At 63.7% G+C, this 23,300-nt stretch carries 28 protein-coding genes and 1 pseudogene; 6 read left to right on the forward strand and 23 right to left on the reverse strand.

Going from position 1 to position 23,300, the window contains the following annotated elements:
• Nucleotides 1-4: 4 nt before the first annotated feature.
• Both LZ536_RS04900 and LZ536_RS04905 read right to left on the reverse strand, forming a co-directional pair.
• Complete coding sequence (locus LZ536_RS04900; RefSeq protein WP_431357912.1) at nt 5-985, reverse strand: phosphate acetyltransferase; 981 nt, start codon at nt 983-985, stop codon at nt 5-7.
• On the reverse strand, nt 972-3,152 hold the full coding sequence (locus tag LZ536_RS04905; protein WP_249847179.1) for a DUF3141 domain-containing protein: 2,181 nt from the start codon (nt 3,150-3,152) through the stop codon (nt 972-974). The genes LZ536_RS04900 and LZ536_RS04905 overlap by 14 nt, the downstream gene beginning before the upstream one ends.
• Before the next feature lie 258 nt (nt 3,153-3,410).
• Between LZ536_RS04905 and LZ536_RS04910 the strand changes: the two genes are divergently transcribed.
• The 5 genes from LZ536_RS04910 (at nt 3,411) to LZ536_RS04930 (ending at nt 10,900) form a co-directional block, all read left to right on the forward strand.
• A complete protein-coding gene (locus LZ536_RS04910) occupies nt 3,411-5,009 on the forward strand; it encodes an L-serine ammonia-lyase (protein ID WP_249847180.1) in 1,599 nt (532 codons plus the stop codon).
• Between the two features lie 7 nt (nt 5,010-5,016).
• Nucleotides 5,017-6,294, forward strand: a complete 1,278-nt coding sequence (locus LZ536_RS04915) for an MFS transporter (RefSeq protein WP_249847181.1) — start codon at nt 5,017-5,019, stop codon at nt 6,292-6,294.
• Nucleotides 6,295-6,316: 22 nt separating this feature from the next.
• Nucleotides 6,317-8,572 (forward strand): formate C-acetyltransferase, encoded by a 2,256-nt coding sequence (pflB, locus tag LZ536_RS04920; protein ID WP_249847182.1) that lies wholly within the window; start codon nt 6,317-6,319, stop codon nt 8,570-8,572.
• A gap of 2 nt (nt 8,573-8,574) precedes the next feature.
• The gene (pflA, locus tag LZ536_RS04925; protein ID WP_249847183.1) at nt 8,575-9,432 is read left to right on the forward strand and encodes a pyruvate formate-lyase-activating protein; all 858 of its coding nucleotides are present in this window, start codon (nt 8,575-8,577) and stop codon (nt 9,430-9,432) included.
• Between the two features lie 112 nt (nt 9,433-9,544).
• Nucleotides 9,545-10,900 (forward strand): DcaP family trimeric outer membrane transporter, encoded by a 1,356-nt coding sequence (locus LZ536_RS04930; RefSeq protein WP_249847184.1) that lies wholly within the window; start codon nt 9,545-9,547, stop codon nt 10,898-10,900.
• On the opposite strand, the gene LZ536_RS04935 is transcribed toward LZ536_RS04930, so the two are convergent.
• Nucleotides 10,901-12,319 carry an FAD-binding oxidoreductase gene (locus LZ536_RS04935; protein ID WP_431357937.1) on the reverse strand — a complete coding sequence of 473 codons (1,419 nt, stop codon included), beginning with the start codon at nt 12,317-12,319 and terminating at the stop codon, nt 10,901-10,903.
• Nucleotides 12,320-12,367: 48 nt separating this feature from the next.
• On the opposite strand from LZ536_RS04935, the gene LZ536_RS04940 reads away from it, so the two are divergent.
• Nucleotides 12,368-12,862 (forward strand): dihydrofolate reductase, encoded by a 495-nt coding sequence (locus LZ536_RS04940; RefSeq protein ID WP_249847185.1) that lies wholly within the window; start codon nt 12,368-12,370, stop codon nt 12,860-12,862.
• On the opposite strand, the gene LZ536_RS04945 is transcribed toward LZ536_RS04940, so the two are convergent.
• The 20 genes and pseudogenes from LZ536_RS04945 to rplB all read right to left on the reverse strand — a co-directional run bounded on the left by LZ536_RS04945 (nt 12,863) and on the right by rplB (nt 23,298).
• Nucleotides 12,863-13,390 carry an SRPBCC family protein gene (locus LZ536_RS04945; RefSeq protein WP_249847186.1) on the reverse strand — a complete coding sequence of 176 codons (528 nt, stop codon included), beginning with the start codon at nt 13,388-13,390 and terminating at the stop codon, nt 12,863-12,865.
• Between the two features lie 42 nt (nt 13,391-13,432).
• The gene (locus LZ536_RS04950; RefSeq protein ID WP_249847187.1) at nt 13,433-14,077 is read right to left on the reverse strand and encodes an adenylate kinase; all 645 of its coding nucleotides are present in this window, start codon (nt 14,075-14,077) and stop codon (nt 13,433-13,435) included.
• A 67-nt stretch (nt 14,078-14,144) separates the two neighbouring features.
• The gene (gene secY, locus LZ536_RS04955; protein WP_249847188.1) at nt 14,145-15,515 is read right to left on the reverse strand and encodes a preprotein translocase subunit SecY; all 1,371 of its coding nucleotides are present in this window, start codon (nt 15,513-15,515) and stop codon (nt 14,145-14,147) included.
• Nucleotides 15,516-15,592: 77 nt separating this feature from the next.
• Nucleotides 15,593-16,138 carry a 50S ribosomal protein L15 gene (gene rplO / locus LZ536_RS04960; protein ID WP_249847189.1) on the reverse strand — a complete coding sequence of 182 codons (546 nt, stop codon included), beginning with the start codon at nt 16,136-16,138 and terminating at the stop codon, nt 15,593-15,595.
• A gap of 54 nt (nt 16,139-16,192) precedes the next feature.
• Complete coding sequence (gene rpmD, locus LZ536_RS04965) at nt 16,193-16,369, reverse strand: 50S ribosomal protein L30 (RefSeq protein WP_249847190.1); 177 nt, start codon at nt 16,367-16,369, stop codon at nt 16,193-16,195.
• A 5-nt stretch (nt 16,370-16,374) separates the two neighbouring features.
• Nucleotides 16,375-17,127 (reverse strand): 30S ribosomal protein S5, encoded by a 753-nt coding sequence (gene rpsE, locus LZ536_RS04970; RefSeq protein WP_249847191.1) that lies wholly within the window; start codon nt 17,125-17,127, stop codon nt 16,375-16,377.
• Nucleotides 17,127-17,480, reverse strand: a complete 354-nt coding sequence (rplR, locus tag LZ536_RS04975; protein ID WP_249847192.1) for a 50S ribosomal protein L18 — start codon at nt 17,478-17,480, stop codon at nt 17,127-17,129. Before rplR ends, rpsE begins: the two co-directional genes overlap by 1 nt.
• Nucleotides 17,481-17,483: 3 nt before the next feature.
• Entirely contained in the window at nt 17,484-18,020 is a 537-nt protein-coding gene (gene rplF, locus LZ536_RS04980; RefSeq protein ID WP_249847193.1) for a 50S ribosomal protein L6, read from the reverse strand.
• A gap of 1 nt (nt 18,021) precedes the next feature.
• Nucleotides 18,022-18,417, reverse strand: a complete 396-nt coding sequence (gene rpsH / locus LZ536_RS04985) for a 30S ribosomal protein S8 (protein WP_249847194.1) — start codon at nt 18,415-18,417, stop codon at nt 18,022-18,024.
• 9 nt (nt 18,418-18,426) lie between these two features.
• The gene (gene rpsN / locus LZ536_RS04990) at nt 18,427-18,732 is read right to left on the reverse strand and encodes a 30S ribosomal protein S14 (RefSeq protein ID WP_249847195.1); all 306 of its coding nucleotides are present in this window, start codon (nt 18,730-18,732) and stop codon (nt 18,427-18,429) included.
• 23 nt (nt 18,733-18,755) lie between these two features.
• A complete protein-coding gene (rplE, locus tag LZ536_RS04995) occupies nt 18,756-19,334 on the reverse strand; it encodes a 50S ribosomal protein L5 (RefSeq protein WP_249847196.1) in 579 nt (192 codons plus the stop codon).
• On the reverse strand, nt 19,327-19,650 hold the full coding sequence (rplX, locus tag LZ536_RS05000) for a 50S ribosomal protein L24 (protein ID WP_249847197.1): 324 nt from the start codon (nt 19,648-19,650) through the stop codon (nt 19,327-19,329). The genes rplE and rplX overlap by 8 nt, the downstream gene beginning before the upstream one ends.
• A gap of 2 nt (nt 19,651-19,652) precedes the next feature.
• Nucleotides 19,653-20,021 (reverse strand): 50S ribosomal protein L14, encoded by a 369-nt coding sequence (rplN, locus tag LZ536_RS05005; RefSeq protein ID WP_192588030.1) that lies wholly within the window; start codon nt 20,019-20,021, stop codon nt 19,653-19,655.
• A 174-nt stretch (nt 20,022-20,195) separates the two neighbouring features.
• Nucleotides 20,196-20,435 (reverse strand): annotated as a pseudogene (gene rpsQ / locus LZ536_RS05010) (30S ribosomal protein S17); the annotation flags it as partial.
• A gap of 12 nt (nt 20,436-20,447) precedes the next feature.
• Nucleotides 20,448-20,654: a 50S ribosomal protein L29 gene (gene rpmC, locus LZ536_RS05015; RefSeq protein WP_249847198.1), complete on the reverse strand. Its 207-nt coding sequence runs from the start codon at nt 20,652-20,654 to the stop codon at nt 20,448-20,450.
• Between the two features lies 1 nt (nt 20,655).
• On the reverse strand, nt 20,656-21,087 hold the full coding sequence (gene rplP / locus LZ536_RS05020) for a 50S ribosomal protein L16 (RefSeq protein WP_249847199.1): 432 nt from the start codon (nt 21,085-21,087) through the stop codon (nt 20,656-20,658).
• A gap of 11 nt (nt 21,088-21,098) precedes the next feature.
• Complete coding sequence (gene rpsC / locus LZ536_RS05025; protein WP_249847200.1) at nt 21,099-21,806, reverse strand: 30S ribosomal protein S3; 708 nt, start codon at nt 21,804-21,806, stop codon at nt 21,099-21,101.
• The gene (gene rplV, locus LZ536_RS05030) at nt 21,806-22,183 is read right to left on the reverse strand and encodes a 50S ribosomal protein L22 (RefSeq protein WP_249847201.1); all 378 of its coding nucleotides are present in this window, start codon (nt 22,181-22,183) and stop codon (nt 21,806-21,808) included. The genes rpsC and rplV overlap by 1 nt, the downstream gene beginning before the upstream one ends.
• Nucleotides 22,183-22,458, reverse strand: coding sequence for a 30S ribosomal protein S19 (gene rpsS / locus LZ536_RS05035; protein ID WP_249847202.1), 276 nt, complete (start codon nt 22,456-22,458; stop codon nt 22,183-22,185). The genes rplV and rpsS overlap by 1 nt, the downstream gene beginning before the upstream one ends.
• 3 nt (nt 22,459-22,461) lie before the next feature.
• The gene (rplB, locus tag LZ536_RS05040; protein ID WP_249847203.1) at nt 22,462-23,298 is read right to left on the reverse strand and encodes a 50S ribosomal protein L2; all 837 of its coding nucleotides are present in this window, start codon (nt 23,296-23,298) and stop codon (nt 22,462-22,464) included.
• Nucleotides 23,299-23,300 lie beyond the last annotated feature (2 nt).

A 23,300-nucleotide genomic window follows, 5' to 3' on the forward strand; every position in this document is an offset into this window, starting at 1 on the left:
AGGCTTACTGGATCGCCGCGCTGGCGTCCGCGCGCCTGGCGGCGGCGACGAGCTGGGCAACCGCGCAGGAGGCGAGCCTTGCGATCTCGCTGTCGGCGCGGCTGGTCAGGATGACCGGTACCTTGGCGCCAAGCACGATGCCGGCTGCGTCGGCACCGGCGAGGAACGACAGGCTCTTCGCGAGCATATTGCCGGCCTCAAGGTCGGGAACGACGAGCACGTTCGCCTTGCCGGCCACCGGAGAGTCGATCTTCTTGATCTTCGCCGCTTCCGGGCTGATCGCATTATCGAGCGCCAGCGGTCCGTCGAGCTGGGCGCCCGTGATCTGGCCGCGGTCCGCCATCTTGCACAACGCCGCCGCTTCGAGCGTCGAGGGAACGTCCGGGTTGACGGTCTCCATCGCGCTCAGGATCGCGACCTTGATGTCGCCCGGCGTCAGCACATGGGCGAGGTCGATCGCGTTCTGGGTAATGTCGACCTTGCCCTTCAGATCCGGTGCGATGTTGACCGCCGCATCGGTGATGATGAGCGGCTCGTCGTGGTCCGGCACGTCCATGACGAAGCAATGGCTGATCCGCCTTGCGGTCCTGAGTCCGGTGTCGCGTTTCACGACAGCGCCCATCAGCTCGTCGGTATGGAGGCTTCCCTTCATCAGCGCCTCCGCCTTGCCCTCGCGGACCAGCGCGACGGCCTTGGCGGCGGAGTCGACGCTATGCTCGGCATCGACGATGTCGAAGCGGCTGATGTCGATGTTATTCGTCGCGGCGACTTCGCGGATCCGCTGCTCCGGCCCGACCAAAATGGGTTCAATCAGCTTGAGGTCGGCGGCGCTGAGCACCGCCTCGAGCGATGACTTGTCGCAGGGATGGGCAACGGCGACGCGAGCAGGCGGGTTCTGCTGGGCGCGCGCCACCAGCCGATGGAACTTTTCATGGTCGCGGACGGTGGTGGTCTGCGTCGGTGCCGGCGCGTCAAGAACGGACATTCTCGTCCTCCTTCTTCGCGGCCGAGGCCGCTTTGCCATTAAACAATTTCTCGATACGGCCGAGGCGCTTTTTGCCTTCGGCGTTCAGTTCGCCCTGCGCACTCACGATGCGCTGGATGGCGCGGAGCACCTTCGCCCGCTCATCCACGTCCTTGGGGAGCAGCTTCGGGATGGCGTTGACGGCGCGCTTCTCGTCGAGCCGAAGCAATAACGACTGGTCACGCAAAGCCTTCTTGAGTTGGCCCTCGCTGCGCGGACGCCCGCTGAACTGGGCATCGTGCATCGCCTTGATCACGGCGAAGCTGCGCTCGTCGGCGCCGCCCGCCCCAGCAATCACGAAAGCGATGGACCTCAGCGCCGCCTCGACCGCGCCACCCTTGTCGAACTGCCCTTCCAGCTCCTCGCGCTGTTTCGCCTGCACCTGCTCGCGAACGGGATCACGCGCCGGCGCTTTGGATGCCTTCGCGCTCTCTGGATCGAGCCCGACCAGCGCCTGCACCAACGGCGAACCATAGGTGTAATGGAACAGCCGCTCCGTCATGGTATCGCGAGCGGCGCCAAAGGCCGTCAGCGTGTCGCTGATCGACTTGGCAACCGTCTTTTCGAACGCTGACAGCGGATTGTCCTCAGCCGCCGGCTGGCGGTTCTTACGGACCTGCTCGGCAGTTTCGGCAACGAGCCGCATCGCCGGATTTTCGTCGGAAAAAATGGCGAAGCGCACGCGGTTGGGATGCATCTTTTGGGCCCAGTCGCCGAAACCGGGCGGCGTCAGCGCCTCAACGAACGGCCTGGCATAGGAGGCGTAGAGGCGGCGGTTGATGGCCGACAGGCGATCGACCGCTGCAAATTTGAGCTGGTCCTTGGGGCTATTCTCACCGAGCTTGCGGATATCGTCGAGCGTCCGCGGCTGGAGCTTGAAGAGGTAGCGGCCATGCACGAGTTCCTTATTGGCCGTGTCCTCGCCGACATCGTCGATCACCGCCTCGTAGAGTCCGGGCGGCATCAGGTCGATCATGTCCATTGCACTCGCGAACTCGTCATGCTCGCGCGTCGCGATCTTTCCGGACACGAAGATGCCGAGATGCCCGACCGTCTCGTGGATCGCGTAGACGATGGTCTGTCCGTTGGCGACGAGGTCGCGGTCGGTCGGATACAAATCGGTGATCCACCCGAGCGCCTGCTGCGGTGGCGTGATATTGTCGCCCCACGAGCAGAAGACGATGATCGGCGACTGGATATTCCTGAGGTCGATCTGTACGCCTTCGGAAGTGCGCAGCTCACCGGCGGTGAGCTTGTTGCCGACGAAGAGGTTGTCGGCGATCCACTGCATCTCGCCGGCATTCAGCAGCACCGGGCTGCCCCACCAAGTCTCGAAATCGAGGAATCGCTCGGCCTCGGTGTCGACCTTGGAATAGACGTTGTACGGCTTTTCGAAATAGGTGTTGGCCGGATCGAGACTCTCGAAATTGGCGACGAGGTTGGCGCCATCGAACTTGCCGCCACCAAGGTCGCCGGCAAGGCTCGTCAGCCACGTGCCACCGACCATTCCGCCCGTATAGCGCATCGGATTCTTGCCGCGGACGCCGGCCCAATAGGACAGCGGAGCTCCGGCGAGCAGCAGCGGTCCCGGCACTTCCGGATGGGTCGCGGCCATGATCGCCGTCTGCCAGCCCGCCTGGCAATTGCCGATGACGACGGGCTTGCCGCCTTCCGGATGGAGCCGGGCAACTTCACGGACGAATTCCGCTTCCGCATTCCAGACGTCTTCGATGGTCTGGTCGGCCACCGGTTCAGGCAGGAAGCCGATGAAATAGCAGGGGTGGCCGTCTTCCAGTGCCACCCCGATCTCGCTGTCCGCTTTCATCCCGCCGATGCCGGGCCCATGGCCGGCGCGCGGATCGACGACGACGAAGGCGCGCTTGGCCGGATCTGTCGGGACATCGGGAAGCGGCGCGACCCGGACCAGCGCGTAATTGACCGGCCGCGCCAGCTTCCGGCCATCCATCACCAGTTCGGCATCGAATTCCAGGACATGGGGAGCGACCTCTGCCTGCCGCTCACGGTAGGTATTGCCGCGCTGCCGGAGGACGTCGAGGAACAGGATCGACCGTTGCCACGCGTCGCGCAGATATTCGTGGGCAGGGCCAAAGGTCTGCTCGCCGGGCATTTGGGGGTCGCCTCGCAGTTGAGCGGCAAAAATATGCCGCAGGCCAGCGCGGAGAATCCGGATATCCCCTGACGCACCGCACAAAGTTCCGCGCCAATCGCGAAGCTGAAGGGGCCCATCAGAAACTCTATGAGGTCGAATAGGGACTCACCCCGATACTAGGCTCCTCCCAGACGGCTAATGCTCCACTCCGCTCGCGACTGGATTTCGGGGGCGTTTGTCGTCCGTTCCAGTCCCTAGTCATTGGTGGAGGGGTGAATGGACTACGAGATCGACAGCAGCGAAGATATCGCACTTCCCGAACTGGATTTCACCGAACCGCCAGTCGGATCGGATCGCCGTACATTCATGGTGCGGAGCGCGATGGCGACCGCGATTGCAGCGCTTGGCGGCACGACGAATGCCCTTTGGGCGCAAGAACCGGCCGGCGCGCCCCTGACCGGGGGCAAGCTCGACCCCAACCTGGAAGTCGTGAAGCAGGAAAAGGGTCCGGTCATGACCCTGGTCGACGAATTCTACAAAGTCGGCCCAGGTCCGTCGTCCTCCCACACCATCGGTCCGATGCGGATCACCTACGATTTCTATCAACGGGCGATCAAACTTCCGCAGGCGACCCTCGACCAGGCCACTGCATTGAAGGTCCATCTTTACGGCAGCCTCAGCGCGACAGGTAAAGGTCACGGGACGGAGCGCGCCGCGCTGGCCGGCCTCATTGGCCATGAGCCGGCGACGATCGATCCGGTCGCGGTTCTCGACAAGATGGCCGCAGAGCCCAACAAGACCTATCCGGTTAAGCTCGGAACGAAGACGATCAACGCGTCGCTCGCCGACATCATTTACGACGCCACCAAGGGTGATTTCCCCCATGCCAACACCATGACGGCCAAGCTGATGGCTGGCGACAAGGTGTTGCTGGAGCAGGAATATTATTCCGTCGGCGGCGGCTTCATCGAATGGAAGGGCTATACGCCGCCCAAGAAGAACCCGCCCAAATATCCCTATGTGACGATGGCGGACCTGCTGAAGCATGCCAGCGACAACAACCTCACCGTGGCGCAAGTCGCCATGGCGAACGAGACGTCGATTTCCGGCAAGAGCGAAGCAGAGGTCAACGCCTTCCTGGACAAGATCATCGGCGCCATGCGCGCCACGGTGAAGACGGGTTTGGCAGCACCGACCGCAACCTTACCCGGACCCATCAAGCTCAAGACCAAGGCACACGATGTCTATGCCAACGCCTCGAAGGAGACCTCACCGGCGCGGAAAGGCATAGGTCTCGTATCGGCAGCGGCTCTTGCCGGGTCCGAAGAAAACGCGCGCGGCCACCTGGTCATTACCGCGCCGACGGGCGGTTCCGCAGGTGTGATGCCGGCCGTCGTCTATTCGCTTGGACCGGACATGGCGAAGAAGTCCGACCAGCAGATCCGCGACGCGCTGCTCGCCGGCGCGGTTGTCGGATACCTGTGCAAGCACCATGCGACCTTGGCTGCGGCCGAGGGTGGCTGCCAGGCCGAAATCGGGGTCGCATCCGCCATGGGTGCGGCGGCGATCGCCCAGGCGCATGGCGCATCCAACCAGGTGATCGCCAACGCTGCCGAAGGCGCCCTTGAGCACCACCTCGGTATGACCTGCGACCCGGTTGCCGGCTTCGTGCAGATTCCCTGCATCGAGCGCTGCGCATTCGGCGCGGTGAAGTCGTGGACAGGCTATCTCATCGCGTCAAATGAGGTCCCTGCCAATCGGCGCGTAGACTTCGATTCCACGGTCCAGGCGCTCGCCATCACGGCGAAGGAAATGAACTCAAAGTACAAGGAAACCTCGGAAGGCGGCCTAGCCGTATCCCTGGTCCTTTGCTGAGAAATACGTGAGCGGGCCGGAACAGCGGTCGGGGATTTCGGCGGCGATTACCGCCGCATGGCTACTGACCGCTGTTTTCTATTTCTACCAATATGCGATGCGGTCGGCGCCGGCCGTGATGATGCCGGACCTGACCTCGGCTTTCGGCATGTCTGCGGTCGGCATCGCATCGCTGGTCGGCCTCTTCTACTGGGGATATGCGCCCTTCAGCCTGGTGGCGGGCGTCGCCATGGACCAGGTCGGGCCGCGCGCCGTCGTGCCCATGGGCGCCGCCTGCGTCGCGGTCGGCGCGATGTTGTTTTCAACGGGCGACACGACGCTCGCCAGCATTGGCAGGTTCCTGCAAGGGGCCGGCGGCGTCTTCGCGCTCATTGGCGCCATCTACCTCGTCAGCACATACATGCCGGCTTCGCGCGCGGCGACGATGATCGGCTTCACCCAGATGTTCGGCATGGCGGGAGGCTCGGCCGGTCAGTTCGTCGTCGGACCGATGATCGGCTCAGGTGTGCACTGGGACGCCTTCTGGCTCTGGGCGGGCGTCATCGGCGTCCCGATTGCCATTGCCCTCTTCTTCCTCATTCCCTCCAAGAAAGCCGCCGAGGCGAAGGCAAGGCCTAGCCTTGGTGTTGCCCTGCGCGGCTTCGGGACCGTCTTCGCCAACCCGCAGTCGATCCTTTGCGGACTCATCGCCGGCCTGATCTTCATCCCGACAACCATCTTCGACATGGTCTGGGGCGTCCGCTTCCTCGAAGAAGCCCACAAGGTCGAATATTCCGAGGCCGTCCTTCGCTCCGCGTCCGTTCCTTTCGGCTGGATCATCGGCTGCCCGCTGCTCGGCTGGATCTCGGACCGCATCGGCCGGCGCAAGCCGGTCATCTTCGGCGCACTCATTTTGCTGTTCCTTTGCCTGGCGATGATCCTGTTCGGGCCGACCAACATCCTTCCGCCCTACGCTTTGGGACTAGTCACCGGAATCGCCTCTGGCTCCGCGATGATCAACTATTCGGTGATCAAGGAGGCCAACCGGCCCGACCTCAGCGGCACGGCGACCGGCGTCATCAACTTCATCAACTTCTCGATGACCGCGCTGTTCGGCCCGATTTTCGCCAAGTCATTGGCCGCGGCCAGCGGCGGCGGTGACCGCCAGCTCGTCCATTACCAGGATACGTTCCAGCCGCTGCTTTACGGCGTCGCGCTGGCATTCGTCCTGACCTTCTTCCTTCGCGAAACTGGCCCCAAGGCGCGCGCGCCCAGCGCTCCGGCGGGCGAGCTCGCGACAAGCTGACCCCCAAGAACGGAGACTCCCCATGTCCACGGTCCTCGAACCCCAGCCCAAGGAAAAAACGGCTTCCAGGCCACCGTTCGTGCCCGGTCTGTGGACGAAGGAAATCAACGTCCGCCACTTCATCCAGCAGAATTATACGCCGTACCACGGGGACGAGAGCTTCCTTGCCGGCCCGACGGCGCGGACGACGACAATCTGGAAAATGTTGACGGATATGTTCGTCGAGGAACGCAAGAAGGGCGTGCTCGACATCTCCCAGATCCCGAGCACAATCACTGCTCACGACGCCGGCTATATCGACAAGGGACTGGAGGTCATCGTCGGCCTGCAGACAGAAGCGCCGCTAAAGCGCGCCATCATGCCCAATGGCGGGCTGAAGATGGTCCTGAACTCGCTGGAGGCCTATGGCTACAAACCCGATCCGCAGGTCGTCGAGACCTTCACGAAATATCGCAAGACGCACAATGAGGGCGTCTTCGACGTCTACACGGCCGAAGTCCGCAAGGCGCGCAGCAGCCATGTCCTCACCGGCCTCCCGGACGCCTATGGGCGCGGCCGGATCATCGGCGACTATCGCCGCGTCGCGCTCTACGGCGTCGACCGCCTGATCGAGCGCAAGAAGGAAGAAAAAGCTGCGCTCGACAGCCAGCCCTCGACCGACGACATCATCCGCGACCGCGAGGAGCTTGCCGACCAGATCCGGGCCCTCGCCGACCTCAAGGAAATGGCGGCCAAGTACGGCTTCGACATTTCCCGTCCGGCAGAAAGCGCCAAGGAAGCCGTGCAGTGGCTCTATTTCGGCTATTTGGGCGCGGTGAAGGACCAGAATGGCGCCGCCATGTCGCTGGGCCGCGTGTCGACCTTCCTCGACGTCTATTTCGAACGCGACCTTGAGGCCGGCCTCATCACGGAAGAACAGGCGCAGGAGATCGTCGACGATTTCGTCATCAAGCTCCGCATCGTCCGCTTCCTGCGCACGCCGGAATATGACGAATTATTCTCGGGCGATCCGACCTGGGTGACCGAATCCATCGCCGGAATGGGCGATGACGGCAGGCCGCTGGTGACCAAGACGAGCTTCCGCTTCCTGCAGACGCTCTACAACCTTGGCCCGGCGCCGGAGCCGAACCTTACCATCTGGTACTCGCCACAATTGCCTGAGCCCTTCCGTCGCTTCTCGGCAAAGGTCGCGGTCGACACGAGTTCGATCCAGTTCGAGAGCGATGAGATCATGCGCCAGGCATGGGGCGACGATGGAGCCATCGCCTGCTGCGTCTCGCCGATGGCGATGGGCAAGCAGATGCAGTTCTTCGGAGCGCGCGCCAATCTCGCCAAGACCCTGCTCTACGCCATCAATGGCGGCCGAGACGAGATTTCCGGCAAGCAGGTGGCGCCGGCGGCCGAGCCCGTCCAGGGTGACTACCTCGATTTCGACGACGTCCTCGATCGCTTCGACAAGACCATGGAGTGGCTCGCCGAGACCTACGTCACGGCGATGAACTGCATCCACTATATGCACGACAAATATTCCTATGAGCGACTGGAAATGGCGCTGCACGACTACGCACCGCTCCGCACCATGGCTTTCGGCATCGCCGGCCTGTCGGTGGTCGCCGACAGCCTTTCAGCGATCAAATATGCCAAGGTGAAGGTCATTCGGGACAAGACCGGGCTCATCACCGACTATAAAACCGAGGGTGATTTCCCGCTGTTCGGGAATAACGACAACCGAGTCGACTTCATGGCCGGCTGGCTGGTCAGCACCTTCATGAAGAAGCTGCGCAAGCATCATACCTACAGGAATGCCCTGCATACCCAGTCGGTGCTGACGATTACGTCCAACGTCGTCTACGGCAAGGCGACGGGCAACACACCGGACGGACGCCGCCAGGGCGAGCCCTTCGCGCCGGGCGCCAACCCGATGCATGGCCGCGACAGCCACGGCATCCAGGCCTCGGCGGCGTCGGTCGCCAAAATCCCGTACCGCGATGCGCAGGACGGCATTTCGCTGACGACGACGCTGGTGCCAAGCGGGCTTGGCCGCAAGGAATCGGACCGGATCACGAACCTCACCTCGATCCTCGACCGCTTCTTCGGGGTCACCGGATTCCACATGAACATCAACGTCCTCAACCGCGAGACGCTGATGGATGCGATGGACCATCCGGAGAAATATCCGAGCCTGACGATCCGTGTGTCCGGCTATGCGGTCAATTTCGTCCGGCTGACGCGCGAGCAGCAGATGGATGTCATCAGCCGCACTTTCCACGGAGAGTGATCATGGAGGTCCAGCCTGATACCACCGTAGCGCCTGAGAAAGTCTCGCTGCACGCCAAGTCGCCCTTCGAGATGCGCGTCCATCTCGGCGATGATGTGCCGGATACAGATGTCCGGTCGGCCCTGAAATCGGGCGACATGGGCTTCCTGCACAGCTTCACGACGGGATCGGCGGTCGACGGTCCGGGCATCCGGCTAGTGGCCTGGACCACTGCATGCATGTTCCGCTGCCAATATTGCCACAACCCCGACACCTGGACGCTGAAGAATGGCATCCCCGTGACGCTCGACCGGGCAATTGAGGAGGTTCAGAAATACGCCAATGGCCTGAAAGCCATGCATGGCGGCTTCACCCTCTCTGGCGGCGAACCGTTGATGCAAGATCGCTTCGCGGCCAGGCTTTTCGCAGCGGTCAAGAAGATGGGCGTCCATACCGCAATTGAGACCAATGGAATCAACGGCGCGCGCCTGTCGGATGACGAGCTGAAAGACATCGACCTCATCATCCTCGACATGAAGGCGATTACGCCGGAGCAGCATCGGAAGGTCACTGGCATGGACAATGCTGACGTCCTGGCCTTCGCTCGCCGACTGTCGGCTCTCAAGCGGCCAATGTGGCTGCGCTACGTGCTGGTACCGGGGCTTACCGACATTCCCGAAGAGATGCGGGCATTGGCGGAATTCGGGGCCTCGCTGGGCGTTGTCGAGCAAGTGGAGATCCTGCCCTTCCACCAGATGGGCAAGTACAAGTGGGAAAAGCTCGACATCGAATACAAGCTCGCCAAGTCGCAACCGCCGACAAATGAAGGCGTCGCCGAGGCGGTCGCAATCTTCCGAGCTGCGGGCCTGCAGGCCGACTAGGGAAAACCTCGGCACTTCCTGAGCCGTGTGCCGGGGATTCCCCCGATTAAGCTTCATGTCTCGACCGCCATAGTTCGAACGACACGCACCTGGGCCATGGAGGGGGTTCACCATGCGCAAGTACCTGTTGGCGGCGACCGCGTTTGCACTGGCGACACCGGCCTGGGCCGACGAAGCCCGGCCCCTGACTGATGAGGAGCGCGCACAGGCGCTGCAGGAACTGCAGGACCTGAGCGCCCGCATGAAGGCGCTGGAAGACAGGCTGGGCGTGACACCTCCGCCAGCGGTCCAGGTTACCCCCGCGGCGCCGCGGCCGCCGAAGGACCACAATCTCGAACTTTATGGGTTCATCCAGCTCGACGCGATCCAGGACTTCAAGCGGGTAAACCCCGATTGGGACGCCACCCTCCGTCCATCGCGGATTCCGACCGAGAAAGGCGAGTTCGGCGGCAACGGCCAGTCGATTTTCAGCGTCCGCCAGTCACGGCTGGGTGCCAAGGCGACCGGCATGCTCTGGGGCAAGCCCTATGAGGCAAAGTTCGAGTTCGATCTGTTCGGAACCGGCGTCGATGCCGGCCAGACAACGTTCCGGCCGCGACATTTCTATTTCAAATGGGGGCCGTTCCTCGCGGGCCAGACCAACACATTGTGGATGGACGGCGACATCTTCCCGAACGTCGTCGATTACTGGGGCCCGGCGGGCATGGTGTTCGTCAGGACGCCGCAGCTTCGTTGGACGTTCCTGGACAGCGACGGCTGGCAAGCGGCGGTGGCCCTGGAACATCCAAGCGACGACATCGATCCGGGCAATATCCGCCTGATCGACGAGAATATCGCCGCCAATATCCAGGCCAACGAAGAGCTTCCTGACCTCACGGCGGCGATCCGCTACGGCGGCGACTGGGGCCATGTCCGCTTGGGCGGCATCCTCCGCAAGGTCGGCTACGACACCAAGGGCACGGACGGCAATGAGCCCGACGGACACAAGACCGGCTGGGGTCTGAACCTGACCGGCGCGGCCAACCTCGGCATGTTCACCCCGCGCCTCGGCGTCGTCTACGGCCGCGGCATCGCCACCTACATGAACGATGGCGGCATGGACCTGGCTCCAGCGATCGATACATTCCGGGATGGCAATCAAATCGTCATCGTTCCCAAGGCAGAGGCGGTGAAGCTGTTCGGCCTCTCCGCCTATGTCGACGTCAATTGGACGAAGAACTGGACTTCGGCCCTCGGCTACAGCTTCGACAAGGTCGACAACACCAATTTCCAGGACGGAAGTGCATTCCACAAAGGCGAATATGCCTCGGCGAACCTGCTCTATGCGCGTGACAATCTGCTGGCGGGCCTCGAATTCCTGTGGGGCAAGCGGACCGACAATGACGGTGAGACCGGCACCGACACCCGCATGCAGGCGAGCTTCAAATGGTCCTTCTCCAGCAAGAACATCTGGGACCTGATCGAATAGTCAGACCAGCTTGCCGGGGTTCATGATGCCCTTGGGGTCGAGCGCCTGCTTGATCGCCTTCAGATGGGCCACCCGCTCCGGTGCCAGCCGCGCCAGTTCATCGCGCTTCATCTGGCCAATCCCGTGCTCGGCGGAAATCGACCCGCCTGCCGCGGTTACCAGGTCGTGTACCAGCCGGGTGATACTGGCGGATTGACCGGCAAAGGCTTCCGCGGATGCGCCGGTTGCCGGCCGCACGTGAAAATGGACATTCCCATCTCCCAGATGGCCGAAACCGCTGGCCGCCGTGCCGGGAAAGGCGCGCTCCACCTCCGCCGCCGCCTCGGTCATGAACCGCGGCATGTCGGCCACCGGGACTGAAATGTCGTGCGCCAAGGTCGGGCCTTCGGTGCGCTCCGCTTCGGAGATGGAGTCCCTGATCCGCCATAAGGCCTCGGCCTGGGCCTCGTTAGCGGCGATCGTCGCGTCTTCGGCCAATCCGCTGTCAATCAACGGCTCCAAAAGCCGCTCCAGCAATGCCTCCGGCGTTTCTTGCAAAGAGCCGTCGTCGGTCAGCTCGACCAGTACGTTCCAGACGTGTTGCCTCTCCAGCGGCGGGCGGGTGCCAGGAATGTGTTTGAGGACCAGCTCAAGGCTGTCGCGAGGGACGATCTCAAAGCCCTCCACGTGCGTCGTGCCCTTCTCCAGCGCGCGCAGCACCGACAAGGCGTCCGTCGGGCTCCTGAGGCCTAACCAGGAAACCGCCCGGTTCCTGATCGCGGGCACCAGCCGCAAGGCGGCCGCCGTGATGACGCCAAGCGTTCCCTCAGACCCGGCCAACAACTGATCGAAGCTGTAGCCGCGATTGTCCTTCTTGAGGCCGGACAAACCGTCGTGGATCGTGCCGTCGGGCAGTACCGCCTCAATGCCGAGGACGAGCGCGCGCATGGTGCCGAAGCGCAGCACCTGCGTGCCGCCCGCATTGGTGGCGATGAGGCCGCCGATCGTACAGCTTCCGCGCGACCCGAGCGTCAAGGGAAAGCGCCAGCCCTGCGCCTCGGCCGCGTCGTGGAGGTTGGCGAGAATGACCCCGGCCTCGACCACGGCGACACCGGCCTCCGCATCCAGAGAGCGAATGCGGTTCATGCGGCGCGTCGACAGGATCACCGCCGACCCGTCTTCCGGCGGCGTAGCCCCGCCGACCATTCCTGTGTTGCCACCTTGAGGAACGAGCGCGACGCAAAATTCGGCGGCCAGTCGGACCATCTCCGCGGCTTGCGCGGTTGACGACGGGGACAGGATCGCCGCCGACGTCCCGTGAAACTTTCCCCGCCAATCGGTGAGCCATGGCACGATCTCGGCTCGGTCGGCCTGCACGGCCTTCGCCCCGAAGCGCGCCGTCACCTGTTCGATCAGCCTATCCTGAGGTCCGCTCACGATATCCCTGTAGCGGCTTGCCGGGCGTCCCGCGAGGGTTCAAGAGGAGCCATGGCCAGGCCGCCAAGCATCACGATCGTCGTTGCCCGCGCCCTGAACGGCACGATCGGCAAGGATGGCGTATTGCCCTGGCACCTGCCCGGCGACCTCAGGCATTTCAAGCAGGTCACCATGGGCACAGCCATGATCATGGGCCGCAAAACCTTCGACAGCCTTCCAAGCTTGCTTCCCGGCCGTCGTCACATCGTCGTCACCCGCGACGAGAGCTGGAGCCGCGACGGGGTCGATGTCGCTCACAGCAAGGAACAGGCGCTGGAACTGGCGGGCGATGACGCCGTCACCATCATCGGCGGGTCCGATATCTTCGCCATGTTCCATGACGATGCCGACCGCCTTGAGCTGACCGAGGTGCTGGCGGAGGTTCCGGGCGACACGTTCATGCCCGACCCGCGCTCGGAGGGCAGCTGGCGCGAAATCGCCTGCGAGGATCACCTGCCGGAGGGCACCCGCGAAGGTTTCCGGTTCACGACCCTGGTGCGCGAATAATCACTTGCCGCCGCCCTTTGCGGCGAACGCCCGATAGCGCTTTACCTGGTCGGCCAGGACCGAATCCACCAGCGGTGCCAGTTTGTCAGCGTCGCCCTTGGCAAACCCCGCTGCGCGATAGTTTAGCGTCACCTTCGTCCCGCCGGCAATGCGATCGAACTTCACGTCCATCACGCCAGTCGCCGCCTGGTAGAGAAGCGGCCCGAGCGATCCGGTCATGACGATACGTTCGCCCGGAATGACGACGGAGACGCGCATATGCTCCACTCCGCCGCCCTTCTTCGGGTCGCTCTCGCAGAAGCAACCGCCCGCCTGAAGTGCCAATCGCAGGTTTGCCGAATTGCCTGAATAGCTGTGTTCCGGATTCCACCAGGATCCGATGCGGCCGAAGGCGGCATAAGCCTGGGCCGGCGGCACAACGAGACTGACGCTCTCCTGGACCTCGAAGCCATGCGCATCGGCGCTGACGACCTCGGCCGTGGTTGGCGCGGAAAGCATCGCCAGGCCCATGGACAGGATTGACCGCATTTTGCCCCTCCCTGATGAGGAGCCCAATCTAGCCCAACAGACTCAGCTGTCGAGGATGGCGTCGATCGAGTCCGCGACTTCTTCAGGAGTCTTCATGCCATCGACCTGACGGACCAGTCCCTTTGCTTCGTAGAAGGGCAGGATCGGCGCGGTCTTGGCGCGATATTCGGTCATCCGGGTGCGGACCGTTTCTTCATTATCGTCTGGCCGCCGCTTGAACTCATGGCTGCCGCAGACGTCGCATGTGCCCTCGACCTCCGGCCGCTTGAAACGGTCATGATAGCCGGCGCCGCAGACCGCACAGGTGAAGCGGCCGGTGATGCGCTCGACCAGCGCATCCTCGTCCACCACCAATTCGATGACATAGGAGAGCGCCCTGCCCCGCTCGGCGAGCAGCAATTCCAGCGCTTCCGCCTGCGCCTTGGTACGAGGATAGCCGTCGAAAATGGCGCCCTTGCCAGTGGCTGCATCGAGGTTCTCGCCGACCAGGGCGCTGACGATGGCGTCGCTGACCAATTCGCCCGCATCCATCACGGCCTTGGCCTTGATGCCCACCGGCGTGCCCGCCTTGACCGCGGCGCGCAGCATGTCGCCGGTCGAAAGCTGCACCATGCCGCGATGCGCGACCAGCCGCTGTGCCTGAGTCCCCTTGCCGGCCCCCGGCGGTCCAAGAAGTATGATGTCCAAGCCTAGAATCCCACCCGTTTGACGCCAGCCTGTCGGACGGCTGTCATTCTTGCAAGCCGGAAGGTTGTTACTTCTTGCGAGCGCCCTTGAGCTTCGCCTTCTTGATGAGGTCGCCATATTGGTGGGCGATCAAGTGGCTCTGGATCTGGCTGACCGTGTCCATTGTCACGTTGACGACGATCAGCAGGCTGGTGCCGCCCAGCCGGAAGTTCAGGCCGGCCTGGGCCGACAGGATTTCCGGGACCAGGCAGATGATGGTCAGATAGGTCGCGCCGAGGACGGTGATCCGGTTGAGCAAATAATCGAAATAATGCTCGGTCGCCTTGCCCGGGCGAATGCCGGGAATGAAGCCGCCGTGGCGCTTCAAATTCTCCGCCGTCTCTTCCGAATTGAACTGCACGCCGGTGTAAAAGAAGCAGAAGAAGACGATGCCCAGCGCATAGAGCGTCATGAACGCCGGCGAGCCGTGCTGAAGGAAGGTCGACACGGTGATCAGCCACTCGCTCGACGCGCTTTCGCTGCCGGCCGTACGGGCACCCGCCATCTGCAGGACGGTCAATGGCATCAGCAGCAGCGAGCTGGCGAAAATCGGCGGGATGACGCCGGCGGTGTTGATCTTGATCGGCAGGTGCGAGCGCTCCTGCTGCATCATGCCGCGGGCAGTCGCGCGCTTGGGATACTGCACCAGCACCCGACGCTGAGCGCGCTCCATGAAACAGATGAACAGGATGAGCGCGGCGCAAAGGACGATGATCCCGACGACCAGCAGCGGGTTCATGGAACCGGTGCGGCCACCCTCGAGCAGCTGGCCGATGACCTGCGGCAGGCGGGCGACGATGCCGGCCATGATGATCAGCGACACGCCGTTGCCGATGCCGCGGCTGGTGATCTGCTCGCCTATCCACATGAGGAACAGGGTGCCGCCGACAAGGCTGATGGTGGCCGCGATGCGGAACAGCATGCCGGGGATGACGACGGCGTTGATGCCCTGCTGGGCCCCGATGCTCTCAAGGCCGACGGCAATGAAATAGCCCTGCACCATGGTCAGGAGCACGGTCAGGTAACGCGTATATTGGTTGAGCTTCTTGCGGCCTGTCTCGCCTTCCTTCTTGAGCGCAGCCCAAGCCGGATAGAGGGTCGCGCCGAGCTGCACGACGATGGACGCGGTGATGTAGGGCATGACGCCCAGCGCGACGATCGACATGCGCTGCAACGCGCCGCCGGAGAAGGTGTTGAAGAAGTCGAGAACGCCGCCGGACTGCGTCTGGTACAGCGATTCCATGGCATGCGGGTCGATGCCGGGGATCGGCACGAACGACAGCAGGCGGAAAAGGATCAGGGCGCCAAGCGTGAACCACAAGCGGCGCTTGAGCTCGGTGGCCTTGGAAAAGCTCGCCAGGGAAATGTTGGAGGCGAGTTGTTCGGCTGCGGATGCCATTCGGTGTCCCTAGAAAACAAAAGGCGGCGACGGGCATCTGCCCCCCGCCGCCCGATATAGTGTGCCCAAGCCTGTTGTTAAGCTTTCGACTTGGTCGCCTTGTCGGCCAGGCGCGCCTCGCGGGCCTTGCCCTTCTTGGCGGCAGCCAGCTCGGCCGAATTCTTGCGCTCGATGAGCTCGATCGAACCGCCGAGCTTTTCGATCGCCTCGCGGGCGCCCTTCGACGCACCGGCAACCTTGAAGCTGGCCTTGGCCTTGAGCTCGCCCTTGCCGAGCAGGCGGACGCCGTCCTTGCCGCCACGGGCCAGGCCAGCGGCCTTCAGCGCGTCATGGTCAAGCAGGGCCTTGGCGTCGAGCTTGCCGGCATCAATCATCTTCTGGATCGCTCCGAGGTTCACCTCGGCATAATCCTTCGCGAAGATGTTGTTGAAGCCGCGCTTCGGCAGACGCATGTGGAGCGGCATCTGGCCGCCTTCGAAGCCCTTCACGGCGACGCCCGAACGGCTCTTCTGGCCCTTCTGGCCGCGGCCGGCGGTCTTGCCGAGACCCGAGCCGATACCGCGGCCCACACGGACGCGGCCCTTGCGGGCACCAGGATTGTCGCGGAGTTCGTTCAGTTTCATTTTATTGCACTCGCTTTCGCTTTTGTCGCGCAGGGCCGAGGCCCGATTTGAGGTTTAGCGCTCGACGCTCACCAGATGCTGCACCTTGCGGACCTGGCCAGCGACCTCAGGGGTCTCTTCCACTTCCACAGTGCGGTGCATCTTGTTGAGGCCGAGGCCGACGAGCGTCGCCCGCTGCGTCTTGTCGCGGCGGATCGGCGAGCCGGTCTGGGTGATCTTGATCTTCGCCATCACTTTTACTCCGTGATCGCTTCGGCCTGCGCCTCGGCTTCGGCGGCGCTGGCGCCACCACGGCCGAGCAGGTCGGAGACCTTCTTGCCACGGCGCTGAGCGACCGAACGGGGGCTGGTCTGATCCTTGAGCGCCTCGAAGGTCGCGCGGATCATGTTGTACGGGTTCGACGTGCCGACCGACTTGGTGACAACGTCGGCGACGCCCAGGCTCTCGAACACGGCGCGCATCGGACCGCCGGCGATGATGCCGGTACCGGACGGAGCCGAACGGACGGTGACCTTGCCGGCGCCGAAGTGGCCCTTACCGTCATGATGCAGCGTGCGGCCGTCGCGCAGCGGAACGCGGACCATCGCCTTCTTGGCGGCGGCGGTTGCCTTGCTGATCGCTTCCGGCACTTCGCGAGCCTTGCCATGGCCAAAGCCGGCGCGGCCCTTGCCGTCGCCAACGACGACGAGCGCGGCGAAACCGAAGCGCTTGCCGCCCTTCACGGTCTTGGAGACGCGGTTGATGTGGACGAGCTTCTCGATCAGCTCTTCGCCCTCTTCTTCCGCGTTGCGGCCGCCACGGCGGTCGTCGCGACGGCCACGGCCACCGCGGTCACCGCCACGTCCGCCGCCACCGCCGCGGCCACCACGGCCGCCGCGCGGAGCGCGAGCCTCGCGGCCTTCGGTGGGCTGCTGCTCGGGCTGGGCTTGGACTTCGGCGCCGGTGTCGGCGGCAGTCTCAACCTGCGGGGTTTCGTTTTCCTGCACCATTAGAACTCCAATCCGCCTTCACGGGCGGCATCGGCCAGGGCCTTCACCCGGCCATGGAAAAGGAAGCCGCCGCGGTCGAACACGACCCGGTCGACGCCCGCCTTCTTGGCGCGCTCCGCAAGGGCCTTGCCAACGGCGGCCGCGCTGTCGCGGGTGGCGCCGGTGCTGCCCTTAAGGTCCTTGTCGAGGCTCGAGGCCGAGGCAAGCGTCTTGCCGGCGGCATCGTCGATGACCTGCGCATAGATGTGACGGCCCGAGCGGTGGACCGACAGCCGTGGCTTGCCGGAAGCGCGCGCCCGAAGAGCGGTACGCACGCGACGGCGGCGACGATCGAAGAGAGAGAGTTTCGCCATGGCTTACTTCTTCTTGCCTTCTTTGCGGAAGATGTACTCGCCGCGATACTTGATGCCCTTGCCCTTGTAGGGCTCCGGCTTGCGCCAGCGGCGGATCTCGGCGGCGACCTGACCGACCTTCTGCCGGTCGATGCCGCTGATTTCGACGGTGTTGGGGTCCGGCGTCTTCACGTCGACGCCTTCCGGCACCGCGTAATTGACGTCGTGGCTGTAGCCCAGCTGCAGGCGCAGGTTACGGCCCTGGGCAGCGGCACGATAGCCGACGCCGGTGATCTCGAGGACCTTCGAAAAGCCCTCGGTCACGCCGGTGACCAGGTTCTGCACATTCGTGCGCTGCATGCCCCACGCGGCGCGGTTGCGCTGCGCATTGGTGATCGGGGTGACGCGGATTTCGCCCTCGGAAACCTCATACTTGATGAGGTCGTCGAGCAGCGGCATCGACAGCGTGCCCTTCGGGCCCTTGACGGTCAGGGTCTGGCCCTCGACCTCGGCGCTGACGCCCGAAGGCATCGCCACCGGCCTTTTGCCGATACGTGACATCTTAGAACACCTCCGCCAGCACTTCGCCGCCGACGTTCTGGTCGCGGGCTTCAGCATCGCTGAGCACGCCACGCGGCGTCGAGACGATCACGGTGCCAAGGCCGTTACGGATGCGCGGCAGTTCGCGCGCAGCCGAATAGACGCGGCGGCCAGGCTTGGACACGCGGACCAAGTGCTGGATGGCCGGCTGGCCTTCGAAATACTTCAGCTCGATGCGCAGGCCCTTCTGGCCAGCGACGGCTTCTTCGGAATAACCGCGGATATAGCCTTCGCGCTGAAGCACATCGAGCACATGGGCACGAAGCTTCGACGCCGGCGTCAGGATGGAATCCTTGCGCGCCTGCTGGCCATTGCGGATGCGGGTGAGCATATCACCCAGGGGATCGGTCATCGGCATAGCGTACCTTTACCAGCTCGACTTCGTGACGCCCGGGATCAGGCCCTTATTGGCCAGTTCCCGAAGCATGATCCGCGACAGGCGGAACTTGCGATAATAAGCGCGCGACCGTCCGGTCAGCTCGCAACGGTTGCGGATGCGCGTCGGATTGCCGTTGCGCGGCACCTCCGCCATCTTCAGGCGCGCGATCAGGCGCTCAGTCTCGTCGAGAGACTGGTCCTTCGCCTGCGCCTTGAGCTTCGCATACTTGGCCGCATATTTCGCGGTCAGCTTCTTGCGACGCTCGTTCTTGTTCACGGAACTCAGTTTCGCCATGACTTAAGTTCTCCAGGCGCCGCTTACGCGGCCTCTTTCTGTTCTTCCGCCGGGAACGGGAAGTTGAACAGGCGCAGCAGTTCGCGGGCCTCTTCATCCGTCTTGGCGGTGGTGGTTACGATGATGTCCATGCCCCGGACCTTGTCGATCTGGTCGTAGTTGATCTCGGGGAAGACGATCTGCTCTTTGAGGCCCATGGCGTAATTGCCACGGCCGTCGAACGACTTGGCGTTGAGGCCACGGAAGTCGCGGACGCGCGGCAGCGCGATGGTCACCAGGCGATCGAGGAACTCGAACATGCGGTCGCGGCGTAGGGTAACCTTGCAACCGATCGGCATGCCTTCACGCAGCTTGAACTGCGCGATCGACTTCTTCGCCTTGGTGATCACGGGCTTCTGGCCGGCGATCTGCTCCATCTCGGCCGCAGCGGCCTCGACCTTCTTCTTGTCCTGGGTCGCCTCGCCGACGCCCATGTTGATGACGATCTTTTCGAGCTTCGGAACCTCGAGACGGTTCTTGTAGCCGAACTTCTCCGTCATCGCCTTGACGATGCGGTCGTCGTAATCCTGCTTCAGGCGCGGCGTATATTTCGCGTCAGGCATCGATCTTCTCCCCGGACCGCGCGGCAACGCGGACCTTCTTGCCGTCCTTGGCAGTCTCGAAGCGGACGCGCGTGGCCTTGCCGTCCTTAGGGTCGACGATGGCGACCTTCGAAACGTGCAGCGGCGCTTCCTTGCGCTCGATCCCGCCCTGCGGGTTGATTTGCGAGGGCTTGCGGTGACGGGCAGCGACATTCACGCCCGAAACGACAACCTTCATGTCCTTCGGGATCGAACGGATGACTTCACCCGTGCGGCCCTTGTCCTTGCCGGACAGGACGACGACCTTGTCGCCCTTGCGGATCTTGGCGGCGGCCATGGTTACAGCACCTCCGGTGCAAGGCTGATGATCTTCATGTGCTTCTTCGCACGCAGCTCACGGACGACCGGGCCAAAGATACGGGTGCCGATCGGCTCCTCGTTCTTGTTGACCAGCACGGCCGCGTTCGAATCGAAGCGGATTACCGAGCCGTCGGGACGGCGGATGTCCTTGGCGGTGCGAACGATTACCGCGCGGTGAACGTCGCCCTTCTTCACGCGGCCGCGCGGAGCGGCTTCCTTGACGGAGACGACGATGATGTCGCCAACGCCAGCGGTACGGCGCTTCGAGCCGCCCAGCACCTTGATGCACTGAACGCGCTTGGCGCCGCTATTGTCCGCAACGTCCAGGTTGGACTGCATCTGGATCATGGTTCGACCCTACCCTTCACAAATCGCTACGGCTCAGGCGTCGGCTTCCGCCGACTCCTTGGCCTTCTTGCCGCCCTTGGACGCCTTGGCGTCCTTCTCGGCCTTGTCTTCCTTGGTCCCCTTCGACGGCACGGATGCCGGGACGTCGAGGTTGGCCTCGGCGATCGGCGTCACGGCCGCACCGATACGGTCGAGAACCGTCCAGCTCTTCAGCTTCGACAGCGGAGCGCATTCCTGGATGCGCACCTGCTCGCCCGTGTGGAAGGCATTGCCTTCGTCATGGGCATGGTACTTCTTCGACAGCTTGATGATCTTGCCGTACAGCGGGTGCTTCACCCGCCGCTCGACGCGGACCACCACGGTCTTGTCACCCTTGTCGGACACTACGGTGCCGGTCAGGACGCGCTTTGGCATCTCAATAACTCCTTACGCCTCGGCCGACGCGTTGGCGCGCTGGGTCTGGATCGTCTTGATGCGGGCGATGGTGCGGCGCACCTCTTTCACCCGCGACGGCTTCTCGAGCTGGTTGGTCGCTGCCTGGAAGCGCAGGTTGAAAGCCTCGCGCTTCAGTTCCGTCAGCTGGGTGGCCAGCTGGTCGTCGGTCTGGACCGTCAGTTCTTCTTTCTTGGCCATGTCACTCAGCCTCAATCATGGTTTCGCCAAGACGGGCGACCACCTTGGTCTTGATCGGCAGCTTTTCAGCAGCGCGCTCAAACGCGGTCTTGGCCAGGTGGCCCGGAACACCGTCGAGTTCGAACAGGATGCGGCCGGGCTTGACGCGGGCGACCCAGAATTCCGGCGAGCCCTTACCCGAGCCCATGCGGACTTCGGCCGGCTTCGACGACACGGGGACGTCTGGGAAAATGCGGATCCAAAGACGGCCGGAGCGCTTGATGTGGCGCGTGATCGCGCGGCGGGCCGCCTCGATCTGGCGCGCGGTGATCCGCTCCGGCTCCATGGCCTTGAGGCCAAAGGCGCCGAAGTTGAGTTCGGTCCCACCCTTGGCGTTGCCATGGATGCGGCCCTTGAAGGCCTTGCGGAACTTGGTGCGTTTCGGTTGCAGCATCTTCTAGTTCCTTAACGGCGGTCTTCGCGAGCCGGGCGAACACCCGACGTCTGCGCATCCATCATCAGGCGGTCCTGGGCGAGCGGGTCGTGACCCAGGATCTCACCCTTGAACACCCAGACTTTGACGCCGCACACGCCGTAAGCGGTGTGGGCCTGCGCCTCGGCATAATCGACGTTGCCGCGCAGCGTGTGCAGCGGCACGCGGCCTTCGCGGTACCATTCGGTGCGCGCGATCTCAGCACCGCCGAGACGGCCCGCGCACGTGATACGAATGCCCTCGGCGCCGAGGCGGAGAGCCGACTGCACGGCGCGCTTCATGGCGCGACGGAACGCAACGCGGCGCTCGAGCTGGTCGGCGACACCCTGCGCGACGAGGCGCGCATCGATTTCCGGCTTGCGGATTTCGACGATGTTGAGGCTGACTTCGCTGTCGGTCATCTTCGACAGGATCTTCTTCAGCTTCTCGATGTCCGAGCCCTTCTTGCCGATGATGACGCCCGGGCGGGCGGCATAGATCGACACGCGGCACAGCTTGGCCGGGCGCTCAATCACAACCTTGGAGATCGCCGCCTGCGGCAGGTTCTCCATGACGTAGCGACGGATCTTGAGGTCTTCGAGCAGCAGGCGGCCGTAATCCTGGCCTTCCGCGAACCAGCGGCTGTCCCAGGTACGGTTGATCTGCAGCCGGAGGCCGACCGGAGAGGATTTCTGACCCATTACGCTTCTTCCTGCTCGCGCACGACGACGCGGATTCGGCTGAACGGCTTGACGATCCGCGAAGAACGGCCGCGCGCACGGGTCGCGAAGCGCTTCATCGAGATCGACTTGCCGACGCTCGCCTCGCTGACGACCAGAGAGTCGACATCGAGGTTGTGATTGTTCTCGGCGTTGGCCACCGCCGAAGCGAGGACCTTGCGGACATCCTCGGCCATCGCCTTGGGCGAGAACTTGAGGATGTTCAGCGCTTCCTCGACCTTGCGGCCGCGGATGAGGCCGGCCACCAGGTTCAGCTTCTGGGCCGAACCACGGATGAGGTTGCCGACGGCCAGCGCTTCCTTATCGCCGACCTTGCGGGGGGCTACAGGCTTGGACATTAGCGCTTACCCTTCTTGTCGGCGGCGTGGCCCGGGAAGAAGCGGGTCGGCGCGAACTCGCCGAGCTTCATTCCGACCATGTCTTCGTTGACCGAGACCGGCACGAACTTGCGGCCGTTGTAGACGTTGAAGGTCAGGCCGACGAACTGCGGCAGGATCGTCGAACGGCGCGACCAGGTCTTGATCGGCGCACGGCCACCGGCTTCCTGAGCGGACTCCGCCTTCTTCAGGAGCGACAGCTCGACGAACGGACCTTTCCAGATGGAGCGAGCCATTGCTTAGCCCTTCTTCTTCGCGTGACGCGACCGGATGATGAACTTGTCGGTCGCCTTGTTGTGACGGGTGCGGGCACCCTTGGTCGGCTTGCCCCACGGGGTAACCGGATGACGGCCGCCCGAAGTCCGGCCTTCGCCACCGCCGTGCGGGTGGTCGACCGGGTTCTTGGCGACGCCGCGGGTCAGCGGGCGCTTGCCCATCCAGCGGGTGCGGCCTGCCTTGGCAAAGGTCTGGTTGGCGTTGTCCGGGTTGGACACCGCGCCGACCGTCGCCATGCAGTCCGAGCGGACGTAGCGCTGCTCGCCCGAGTTCAGGCGAACGATGACCATGCCCTTGTCGCGGCCGACGACCTGAACGTAGGTGCCTGCGGCACGAGCGATCTGGCCGCCCTTGCCGGGCTTCAGCTCGACGTTGTGGACAATGGTGCCGACCGGCATCTGGCCGATCTCCATCGCATTGCCGGGCTTCACGTCGACCTTCTTGCCGGCGATGACCTTGTCGCCCGGAGCCAGACGCTGCGGAGCGAGGATGTAGGCCTGTTCGCCGCCCTCGTAGGTGACGAGCGCGATGAATGCCGAACGGTTCGGGTCGTACTCGAGACGCTCGACGGTCGCGGCGACATCCCAGGTACGGCGCTTGAAGTCGATGATCCGGTACTTCTGCTTGTGACCGCCGGCGATGCCGCGCGACGTCACATGGCCCTTGTTGTTGCGGCCGCCGGTCTTGCGCTTGCCTTCAGTCAGCGCCTTGACGGGCTTGCCCTTCCACAGCGCCGACTTGTCGACCAGGATCAGGCCGCGGCGTGCCGGGGAAGTCGGCTTATATTGCTTCAATGCCATGA

It is taken from the genome of Sphingomonas alba, from assembly GCF_023516555.1.
Classification (GTDB): Bacteria; Pseudomonadota; Alphaproteobacteria; order Sphingomonadales; family Sphingomonadaceae; genus Sphingomicrobium; species Sphingomicrobium album.